The sequence below is a fragment of the Duganella alba genome (genome assembly GCF_009674495.1).
In the GTDB taxonomy this organism is placed as follows: Bacteria; Pseudomonadota; Gammaproteobacteria; order Burkholderiales; family Burkholderiaceae_D; genus Rugamonas; species Rugamonas alba.
Genome location: NZ_WKJN01000063.1, coordinates 1 through 9,929, shown reverse-complemented (window position 1 = coordinate 9,929; position 9,929 = coordinate 1). Strand labels below are relative to the sequence as shown.

At 67.3% G+C, this 9,929-nt stretch carries 10 protein-coding genes; 5 read left to right on the top strand and 5 right to left on the bottom strand.

Annotated features, from left to right (window positions below; translation table 11 throughout):
* A partial coding sequence (locus tag GJ695_RS28770; protein ID WP_166455418.1) for a caspase family protein occupies positions 1-824 on the bottom strand: 824 nt, incomplete at its 3' end.
* A 148-nt stretch (positions 825-972) separates the two neighbouring features.
* Here GJ695_RS28770 and GJ695_RS28765 point away from each other — a divergent pair.
* The 4 genes from GJ695_RS28765 to GJ695_RS28750 all read left to right on the top strand — a co-directional run bounded on the left by GJ695_RS28765 (position 973) and on the right by GJ695_RS28750 (position 5,424).
* Positions 973-1,875, top strand: coding sequence for a hypothetical protein (locus tag GJ695_RS28765; protein ID WP_154370515.1), 903 nt, complete (start codon positions 973-975; stop codon positions 1,873-1,875).
* 243 nt (positions 1,876-2,118) lie between these two features.
* Complete coding sequence (locus GJ695_RS28760) at positions 2,119-3,699, top strand: isocitrate lyase (protein WP_154370514.1); 1,581 nt, start codon at positions 2,119-2,121, stop codon at positions 3,697-3,699.
* Positions 3,700-3,852: 153 nt separating this feature from the next.
* Positions 3,853-4,620 carry a class I SAM-dependent methyltransferase gene (locus GJ695_RS28755; protein WP_229260695.1) on the top strand — a complete coding sequence of 256 codons (768 nt, stop codon included), beginning with the start codon at positions 3,853-3,855 and terminating at the stop codon, positions 4,618-4,620.
* Positions 4,621-4,785: 165 nt separating this feature from the next.
* Complete coding sequence (locus GJ695_RS28750; protein WP_166455370.1) at positions 4,786-5,424, top strand: response regulator transcription factor; 639 nt, start codon at positions 4,786-4,788, stop codon at positions 5,422-5,424.
* 11 nt (positions 5,425-5,435) lie between these two features.
* On the opposite strand, the gene GJ695_RS28745 is transcribed toward GJ695_RS28750, so the two are convergent.
* From GJ695_RS28745 to GJ695_RS28730, 4 genes are all read right to left on the bottom strand, one after another.
* A complete protein-coding gene (locus tag GJ695_RS28745) occupies positions 5,436-6,467 on the bottom strand; it encodes an AraC family transcriptional regulator (RefSeq protein WP_154370512.1) in 1,032 nt (343 codons plus the stop codon).
* A gap of 194 nt (positions 6,468-6,661) precedes the next feature.
* Positions 6,662-7,738, bottom strand: coding sequence for an FUSC family protein (locus GJ695_RS28740; RefSeq protein ID WP_154370511.1), 1,077 nt, complete (start codon positions 7,736-7,738; stop codon positions 6,662-6,664).
* Complete coding sequence (gene mdtN, locus GJ695_RS28735) at positions 7,735-8,817, bottom strand: multidrug transporter subunit MdtN (RefSeq protein ID WP_229261305.1); 1,083 nt, start codon at positions 8,815-8,817, stop codon at positions 7,735-7,737. Before mdtN ends, GJ695_RS28740 begins: the two co-directional genes overlap by 4 nt.
* A complete protein-coding gene (locus GJ695_RS28730) occupies positions 8,814-9,077 on the bottom strand; it encodes a YtcA family lipoprotein (RefSeq protein ID WP_154370510.1) in 264 nt (87 codons plus the stop codon). The genes mdtN and GJ695_RS28730 overlap by 4 nt, the downstream gene beginning before the upstream one ends.
* Positions 9,078-9,252: 175 nt before the next feature.
* Between GJ695_RS28730 and GJ695_RS28725 the strand changes: the two genes are divergently transcribed.
* A partial coding sequence (locus GJ695_RS28725; protein WP_166455417.1) for a TolC family protein occupies positions 9,253-9,929 on the top strand: 677 nt, incomplete at its 3' end.

The window sequence follows — 9,929 nt, the reverse complement described above, 5'->3', positions numbered from 1 at the left end:
GGCCGGCCGCCCTCGGCCGCCGCGCGCGGTGTTTGCAGCATCGGGTTGGCGCCGGCGGCCGGCACCAGCGCGAAGCCGCCCACCAGCGAGGTGGCGTACCACGGCCGCTGTTCGTCGCGGGTGGCGCTGCGCACGTCGGTCAGCACCATCTTCATGGCCGACTCGATCGGCAGGCCGGGCTGCGGCAGCCATTTGGCCAGCGCCTGCGCGAACGGTCCGTACTGGCCGGCGCCGTCCAGCGCGCGCTCGCCCGGCTGCGTGGCGTAGGCGATCAGCATGCCGTTGGCCGGCTGCTCCGGCGCTAGGCCGGTCACTTCCAGGCCACGGTAGACGCCGCCCAGGCGCGGCAGCGAGGGATCGTTGCGGCAGGCGTCCAGCAACAGCAGCGACAGGTGGGCGCCGCTGGTCTTCATGCGCTCGACCAGATAGTCGACCGCCACGCTGCCGGCGGTGATGGTGGACGCTTGCTCGAGCCGCGCATCGACCGGGATCAGGTAGTTGGCGCCGTCGATCTGCGCGCCGTGGCCGGCGTAGTAGAACACGCCGGCGCCGCCGCCCTGCAACTGCTGCGCCAGCTTGCCGAAGGCGCGGTACAGCGTGGCGCGGTCGGTGTTGAGCAGCAGCTCGGTGGTGTAGCCGGCCTGGGTCAGCTTCTGCGCGATCAGGCGCGCGTCGCGCTCGGCGTTGCGCAGCGCCAGCTTGCCGGGGTAGGCGGTGTTGCCGACCACCAGCGCAAACTTCGGCGCGCCGCGGTAGGCGAGGTCGGCGGCGTGGGCGCTGCCGCACAGCAGCAGGATGGCGGCGATACGGATGAGTAGTGTCATGAAGGCAATTATAGAGGAAGGCAGGCGGCTGGCCAGCGGCGGAAAAATATTTAAAAAAAGTTTGTCCGTTTTCGTGCCGGCCTACGAATACGCCTATGTCCGCACGCAAAGCGCGGCGTCCATCCCACTTTTTGAAAAGGATTTTCCCATGCGCGCCTCTCCTCTGACCCTGAACGCCGTTGCCCTGTCCCTGGCTGTGGCCCTGACCGCCTGCGGTGGCGGCAGCGGCGGCCAGACCTCGGGCACCACGCCGCCGGTGACCACGCCGCCCGTGACCACGCCGCCGGTCACGACGCCGCCGGCCACCACCGGCAACGACCTGGCCTCGTTCGCCACCGCCTGGGCCACCTTCCAGATGCTGGAATCGGTGCAGGCCCTGCAGCTGACCGCCGGCGGCACCGGCAACTGCGGCGTCAGCGGCAGCCTGAGCTACAGCGCCGCGACCGCCACGCAGACGCTGGCGCGCTGCCGCCCGACCGAGCTGCCGTACCAGCTGTTCAACGGCACCAGCACCGTGGCGCAGCTGACCGCCAATCCCGACCACACCATGGTGGTGGCGCAGCTCAAGGCGCCGGCCATTGACGTGCTGGAAGCGGCCAGCGGCGACCTGGAGTTCCAGCTGGTCGGCGGCGACATCAACGGCACCCTGCAGGCCAACGGCGACGTCGACAGCTATTTCTACACCTCCAACCAGCTGCTGTTCCGCGCCGGCTCGTCCACCAGCTACACCATCAGCAACGCCGGCAGCACCTCGACCGTGATCACCTTCGTCGCCGGCAAGCCGGAGCGCAGCACCAACAACCTGGTGTACACCGTCAGCAACGGCAAGGACAGCTGGCAGGTCAGCGTCGTCAGCCCGGTGCACGAAGCCGGCGACAACCGTCCCGACCGTGGCCAGCTGATGATCACGCGCCTGGGCGCCACGCAGGCGCTGCAGGCCAGCCTGGGCAGCGCCGGCGTGACCCTGTCCGGCGGCGAGCAGGGGCAGACCCAGACCTATGGCTGGACCGACGCCACCCTGCGCGCCGCCATCAGCGCCGCCACCAAATAAGCCTTTCCTCGCCATGAAAAACGCGCTTCCACCATGTGAAATCAGGCATGGTGGAGCGCCGCATGGTTTTTCTCATTTTTTGAAAAAGCGTTTCATATTAAGAAAAGAGATATCTATCTATTTGAAAAATAACGAATAAATTTCACTTGTATGTCTTATATAAGACTTGGTGCGATGCATCAGAATGGCCTACTATTTAGACATGCGGTTTTGCTTATTTGTGTTTTTCTTTAGGAGATAAAAATGTCCCAATATCAAGACGACATCAAGGCGGTTGGCGCTTTGAAAGAGCAACAAGGTTCCGCCTGGAACGCCATCAACCCCGAGTCCGCTGCCCGCATGCGCGCGCAGAACAAGTTCAAGACCGGCCTGGACATTGCCAAATACACCGCCGGCATCATGCGCGCCGACATGGCGGCCTATGACGCCGATCCGAGCCAATACACCCAGTCGCTGGGCTGCTGGCACGGTTTCATCGGCCAGCAAAAAATGATCTCGATTAAGAAGCACTTCAACAGCACCGACCGCCGCTACCTCTACCTGTCGGGCTGGATGGTGGCTGCGCTGCGCTCGGAGTTCGGCCCGCTGCCGGATCAGTCGATGCACGAAAAAACCGCCGTCTCGGCGCTGATCAAGGAGCTGTACACCTTCCTGCGCCAGGCCGATGCGCGCGAGCTGGGCGGCCTGTTCCGCCAGCTGGACGCCGCCGACGGTGCGGCCAAGGCCGCCATCCAGGACAAGATCGACAACCACGTCACCCACGTGGTGCCGATCATCGCCGACATCGACGCCGGCTTCGGCAACGCCGAGGCGACCTACCTGCTGGCCAAGCAGTTCATCGAAGCGGGCGCCTGCTGCATCCAGATCGAAAACCAGGTGTCGGACGAGAAGCAGTGCGGCCACCAGGACGGCAAGGTCACCGTGCCGCACGAGGACTTCCTGGCCAAGATCCGCGCCATCCGTTACGCCTTCCTGGAGCTGGGCGTGGACAACGGCATCATCGTCGCCCGCACCGACTCGCTGGGCGCCGGCCTGACCAAGCAGATCGCCGTCACCGCCAAGCCGGGCGACCTGGGCGACCAGTACAACGCCTTCCTCGACTGCGAGGAAGTGTCGGCCGATGCGCTGGGCAATGGCGACGTGATCATCAAGCGCGAAGGCAAGCTGCTGCGTCCCAAGCGCCTGCCAAGCAATCTGTTCCAGTTCCGCGCCGGCAGCGGCGAAGCGCGCTGCGTGCTCGACTGCATCACCTCGCTGCAGAACGGCGCCGACCTGCTGTGGATCGAAACCGAAAAACCGCACATCGCGCAGATCGGCGGCATGGTCAAGGAAATCCGCAAGGTCATCCCGAACGCCAAGCTGGTGTACAACAACAGCCCGTCGTTCAACTGGACGCTGAACTTCCGCCAGCAGGTGTACGACGCCTTCAAGGCCGAAGGCAAGGACGTGTCCGCCTACGAGCGCACCCAGCTGATGAGCGTCGAATACGACGACAGCGAGCTGGCCAAACAGGCCGATGAAAAGATCCGCACCTTCCAGGCCGACGCGGCGCGCGAAGCGGGCATCTTCCACCACCTGATCACGCTGCCGACCTACCACACGGCCGCGCTGTCGACCGACAACCTGGCCAAGGAATACTTCGGCGACCAGGGCATGCTGGGCTACGTGGCCGGCGTGCAGCGCAAGGAGATCCGCCAGGGCATCGCCTGCGTCAAGCACCAGAACATGTCCGGCTCGGACATCGGCGACGACCACAAGGATTACTTCAGCGGCGAAGCAGCCCTGAAGGCCGCCGGCAAGGACAACACGATGAACCAGTTCTAAGACCGGTTCAGGCACCACTTCAAGCTCGCTTCGGCGGGCTTTTTTTTATGACATGGGATGAAGTCCATCGGCTGGGCGGGAGTAAGATAGCGCAGCCGCACAACGTGTGCGGGAACATCAGGAAAGGTCCGATCCATGAAATCAGTATTGTTCTTGAAGTCAGCGCTTGTCACCGTGGCGGTTGCGCCGCTGCTGCTGTCCGCGCCGGCGCAGGCGCAGGCGCCGTCGGCGGCGGTGACGGCGGCGGTTGCCGACAAGGCGCGGCCGGAAAAAGATGCGCAGCAGGACGCGGTGCGCCATCCGGCCGAGCTGCTTGCTTTCGCCCGGGTCAAGGCGGGCGATGTGGTGGTCGATGTCTGGCCGGGCGGCGGCTACTGGTCGCGCCTGTTCTCGACGGTGGTCGGCCCCAAGGGCAAGGTGGTCGCCTATGTGCCGGCCGAGATCACCGGCTTCAAGTCCGATCCGCTGGCGCTGGCCAAGGCCATTGCCACTGAAGCAGGCCACGGCAACGTCGCGGCAAGCTCCTATCCGCTCGCCGAGCAGCCCGGGGCCGACATGCTCAACCAGGCCGATGTGGTGTGGACCTTCGAGAACTACCACGACCTGCACGACAGCTTCATGCAGGGGGCCGACGTGAACGCCTTCAACCAGGCCGTCTTCAAGCGCCTGAAAGCGGGCGGCTACTACATCGTGGCCGACCATGCGGCCGCCGCAGGCAGCGGCTTGAAGAACATCGAAGACCTGCACCGCATCGATCCGGCCGCGGTGAAAGCCGAAGTGGAAAAAGCCGGCTTCGTGCTCGACGGCGAAAGCGCCGTGCTGGCCGTGCAGGGCGACGACCACCAGCTGAAAATCTTCGACCCGGCCGTGCGCGGCAAGACCGACCGCTTTGTGCTGCGCTTCAAAAAGCCCTTGCCGTAAGAGGGTTTTGCCGGCGCCGTATCGTGATGTGCCGTGGCGCGCGCCGTCACGCACATCCACCGCAAGATATGCTCATGGCAGCAGAAAATCATAAGACAGGCCGGCGCGATGCGGCCACCATGTGACCGCAGCCAACCGTCCGGGCGAGCTATGACGCCGAATCACATGAGCCATTACCAACCCATCCACGTTGTTATCGATCACCAGGATGCTGTCGTCAGCGCCGGCTTGCACGCCTTGCTGGCCGGCTTTGCGGACCTGCTGCTCAACGACGCCAGCGACTGTCCGGCGCCGGTCGACGTCTTCATTACCGACTACCAGAGCGGGCTGGCGCGCTGCAATGTGTCGCTGTATGGCCGCGGCAGAAAGCCGCCGGTGCTGATCCTGACGCACAGGGATACCGACTGGGACGTCCATCTTGCCGTCGCCGCCGGCGTGCGCGGCTATCTGCTGCATAGCGACGGCAGCGCGCAACTGGAACGGGCGATACGCGCCGTGGCCGGCGGGATACGCTTCATGAGTCCGCTGGTGGCGCAGGACGAGGCCGGCCTTTCACAGGCCGTCAACCTGAGCAAGCGCCAGAATGAAGTGCTGATGTTGCTGGCCGAAGGATGCTGCAACAAGATGATCGCGCGGGAACTGAATATCGAAGTGGGCACGGTCAAGAGCCATCTCAAGGGACTGTTCACCAAGCTGGGCGCCACCGCGCGCAGCCACGCGGTGGCGCTCGGCGTGCGCCAGGGGCTGATCCAATACGACGGGCGCGGCCGCCTGTCGCAGTCCTACGACCTGCCGCGCCGTTGACGGCCGCCCGCTCAGCGGCTCTTGAACTGGTTGGGCGACACGCCGGCCCAGCGCTTGAAGGCGCGGCGGAAACTCGACGCATCGCTGAAGCCGAGCCGTTCCGAGATCGACTCGTGGGTCATCTCGGTGCGCGTCAGATAGCCCGAGGCCAGCTTGAAGCGCACCTCGTCGATGATTTCCTGGTAGGTCGTGCCTTCGCTGATGATCTTGCGCCGCAGGGTGCGCGGATGCAGGTCGAGGTAGCCGGCCATTTCCTCCAGCGTGGCGAACTGGCCGGAACGGCTCAGCAAATGGCGGTAAATCTCGCCGACGACGCCGCGCCCGCCGCCGATGCGCTCCAGCATCTCGCGGCAGGTCTCCCGCACCAGCTGGAAGGTGATGGCGTGCGCGCCGAGCGGACGGTGTTCCAGCCAGGCCTGGTCGAAGCGCAGCTCGGTCTGCGGCGCGTCGAACACGATCGGGCAGTTCAGCACCGTGTGGTAGTGCGCCGCGCTGTCGGGCACGGCGAAACCAAAGCTGGCCGAGCGCAGGCGGAAGGCGTTGCCGCTGACGCTTTTGTGCAGCGCCAGCAGGATGCCGCTCTGGTATTCCAGCACGAAGCGCGCCATCGCCTCGTGCGGCGCGAAGTCCGGCAGCGGCCGGATCAGCCAGGCGGCCTCGCCGTCGGCGAAGCTCAGTTCGACCTCGACGATCGGCGTGGCCAGCTCGCGGTAGGCCATGCCGAAATCGATGGCGTCGCGCACGGTCGCGCTGCTGAGCAGCGCATAGCCGTAGAAGCCATAGTCGGTCAGGTGGAAGGAGGCGCCGAGTTCCAGCGGGCTGATGGTGCCGGGCGTCAGGCGCAGGAAGTTGCCGAAGACGGTGGCGACCTGCTGCCGCGACACGAAGAAATACGGATCGTCCAGATCCGCCACGGTAATGCCGGACCCGGCCAGCGTCTGTTCGGCGCCGATGCCGGCCGCCGCCAGGTGGGCGGACAAGGGAATCAGCTTGTAGACCGGATAGATGCGCTCGGCCGCGCCAATATAGGGAATCTCCGCCACGCCTGCCCTCCAGTCGTCAGAATCGAATGTCGTGCCGTTGCGCGCGACCTGCTCATGCCGTCATCATACCCGACCCGATGGCGGTCGCAGCGGGGCTGCGGCCACGCTGGCCGGGTGCCGTATCCTCGCCCGCACCGCGCCCGCCTGTCTTTTGCTCTCCTGCGCGGATGTCGCGATCGTGCGGCCCGCGCCGGCTAAACCGGGGCGGGGCCGTCGCCGGCGGCGCGCTCGGGCCAGACAAAACGGAACATCACACTCATGACGATGATCCCGAACACGATGCCGACCAGGCGGTCGCGCACCGGGGTGACATCGGTGCTTGGTCCATAGCCGTGCAGGACGCACAGGAAAAAAGCGAAGGCGATCTGCCAGCCGAAGTAGGCGTCGCGCTCGGGGCCGGCCGCGATCCATGCGCTGACGGCCACCACCGGGGCGATCGTCAGCAGCAGGCCGCCGAGCGACTCCAGGTGCGGCACCACGAACACGGTGGCCAGCAGCGCCAGCCCGCCGCCCACCAGCGCGCCGGCGATGCGCAGCGTGGCCTTGTGCAGGGTGGCCTCGTTGCTGGCCAGCGCGATCACGGCGCAGGTGATCAGGCAGGTGTGGATGCCGGGCCACGCCAGCGCGGTGTAGACGATGTAGCACAGCATGGCGGCGAAGGTGGTCTTGAGGGCGAACCGCAGGTAGACCGGATTGCGCAGCGCATCGTCGACGAACAGGCGGCGCGCGCGCGGCGGCGCGGCGGCGCCCTGCGGCGCCAAGGCCGGCGCGCGCGCCGGCAGCAGCATATCGATCAGCAGCACCACCACGATGGCAAAGCAGATCGCCATCCAGGTCCACAGCGTATCGCGCACCAGCGGCTCGCCGCCCGGGTACAGGTCGACGGTCGACTGCGTGACCAGCAGGATGAAGCCCAGCCCGAAGCCGAGCGGGCCGGCCACGAACACGCGCGACAGGTACATGCCGGCGCAGAACAGCAGGGTCATCAGGGCCAGCCGCAAGGGCGCGGCGTCGATGGTGACGCGGTAGGCCAGCAGCGTCAGGCCGATGGCGACGCTGGCGGCGGCGATCAGCGCGATGCCGGCGGTGCGGGTGGCGGCCGCTTCCCGGCGCGAGATGAAAAACACCATGTAGGCCGAGAGCGCGGCGTTGGGGATCTGCAGCGTCATCGACAGCGAAACGATCAGCAGGCAGGCGGCCAGCATGCGCAGGCTCGCCTGCGCGCGGCCGGGGAAGGGCGCCAGCCGGTCGCGGAGCGCCGCCAGCTTCAATGCCCGGCGCCGGCGCTGCCCGGCGTGATCGTCACCACGGCCGAGGCGCCGATGCGGAACAGTCGGTTCGACGGCTCGCGCACGCGGATGCGGACCGGGAAGCGCTGCGCCACGTGGACCCAGTTGATGGAGCGCGGCACCTTGGGCAGGCCCTGCGTGCTGCCGCCTTCATCCGGCAGCACGCCCCAGCCGATCGACTCGACGACGCCGTCGAAGCGCTGCTCCGGGTCGCTCATCAGGTAGACGCTGGCGGCGGTGCCGGGACGCATCTTCTTCAGCTCCGTCTCGCGGAAATTGGCCACCACGTACCAGGCGTGCGTATCGATCATGGTGAACAGCGGCTTGCCGCTGGCGGCGAATTCGCCTTCCGAGATGGTCAGGTCGACCACGCGGCCGTCGAACGGCGCCCGCACCACGGTCTGCTCCAGCAGGTAGTCGGCATGGGCGATGGCCGCCGCCAGCTCGTGCTTCTGCGCCTGCAGCGCGTCGACGCCGCTGACGGCGCTGGCGGCGCGCTTGCGGTCGAGCAGCGCCGACTGCAGCTCGGCGTCGGCGGCGATGTGCGCCGTGCGGGCCTGGTCGACCTGCTCCTCCGTGACGAATTCCTCGGCCAGCAGGGGCTCCAGCCGCTGCAGGCTGGAGCGCCGCTGCGCCGCGTTCTGGCGCGCGCGCGCGACGTTGCTGTCGCTGGCCGCGGCGGCGTAACGCTGGGCGTCGACCTGGCGCTGCGCCAGCACGACCTGCGCTTCCAGCGTGGCCAGCTGGGCGCGCAGGCGTTCGGCGTCGAGCGCGTAAGGGCGGGCGTCGATGACGAACAGGACGTCGCCCTTGGCCACCATGGCGTTGTCGCGCACCTGGACGCTGACGATGCGGCCGGAGACCTGGGCGGCCATGCCGACCGTGTTGGCGCGGACGAAGGCGTCATCGGTGCGCGGATAGCTGTCGACGAAGCCCACGGCGCAGGCCAGCGCCGCCAGCGACAGCAGCGCCACGGCGGGCAGCAGCAGGCGGCGCCACGGGGCGCGGCGGGGAGTATCGGCGCCGACGGCGGCGGGTGCGGTTGCTTGATGCGTCATCATAGTCCACGGAAAAGGAAGAGCCAGAGCAGCGTTGCGCACAGCAGGGCCAGCAGGGGGTACAGCAGCGGCGGGCCGCCGGGCCGGTGCAGGCCGGCGGCGCCGGCCAGCAGATGCAGCAGCACGGTCAGCGCGATGCCCAGCAGCGCGCACAGCATCCAGCCGGGAAAGTAGGCCCCGAGGATGGCCACGCTGGGGGCCGGGCCGCAACCGCTGCACAGCACGGCGGTGACGGCGATCGCGGTCGTGGATCGGATAGGCATGGGGCGCAATGGTGGCTGTCGATGGCGGCATCATCGCACCGATGCGCGCGCGGCCGTTGCGGATTTATGCGGTTTGTTTTGCTGTCTTGCGCATTTTTCCGTGCGCCGGCGATGGGCGCGATCAAGCTCGCTACACTGGAAAATCATTCACCATCCAGTCCACTCCATGCACTCCATGCCGCGTCCTTCTTTCCTCCCTATCAGTCATGCGCTGCTGTGCGCGGCGGCGGCCTGGCCTTGCTGCGCCGCCGCCGACCTCAGCGCAGCGGTCGACACGGCCGCCGCCGCCGAGCCGCATATTTATTGTGGCGTGCCCGCCGCCTCGGCCGGCGCCGCCCTGTCGCTGGCCGAACTGGTCGCCGCCGGCATGAAGCAGAACAGCGACACGCGCGTCGCCTGGGCCCAGGCGGAGGAGGCGGCGCTCAACCTGGGCGTGGTGCGCAGCAAGTACGGGCCGATCCTGGCGGCGCAGGCGGCGGCGCTGCACGAGCACGCGGCCTTCCCGCTGCCGAAGACCCTGAATCCGAACGGTTATTTCAAGTCCGACGCCGAGGCGCTGGTGCCGGCGGTGACGCTCAAATGGCTGCTCTACGACGGCGGGCGCGAAGCGGTGCTCGACCGCGCGGGGCAGCAGCTGGCCGGCGCCAACTTCGGCTTTTCCGCCGCGCACCGGCGCGTGGCGATCCAGATCACGCAGCAGTTCTTTCGCCTGTCGGCGCAGACCGGACGCCAGATGGCCGCGGCGGACTCGCTGCAAAGCGCGCTGATGGTCGAGCAGCTGGCGCAGGCGCGCCAGCGGCGCGGCCTGGCCACGGCGCCGGAGGCGCTGCAGGCCGGCGCCCAGGCGGCCGA

Excerpts from the sequence above, each read along its gene's own strand:
- GJ695_RS28730 (WP_154370510.1), bottom strand. The coding sequence starts at position 9,077 with ATGCCTATCCGATCCACGACCGCGATCGCCGTCACCGCCGTGCTGTGC.
- GJ695_RS28765 (WP_154370515.1), top strand. The coding sequence starts at position 973 with ATGCGCGCCTCTCCTCTGACCCTGAACGCCGTTGCCCTGTCCCTGGCT.
- mdtN (WP_229261305.1), bottom strand. The coding sequence starts at position 8,817 with ATGATGACGCATCAAGCAACCGCACCCGCCGCCGTCGGCGCCGATACT.
- GJ695_RS28750 (WP_166455370.1), top strand. The coding sequence starts at position 4,786 with ATGAGCCATTACCAACCCATCCACGTTGTTATCGATCACCAGGATGCT.
- GJ695_RS28760 (WP_154370514.1), top strand. The coding sequence starts at position 2,119 with ATGTCCCAATATCAAGACGACATCAAGGCGGTTGGCGCTTTGAAAGAG.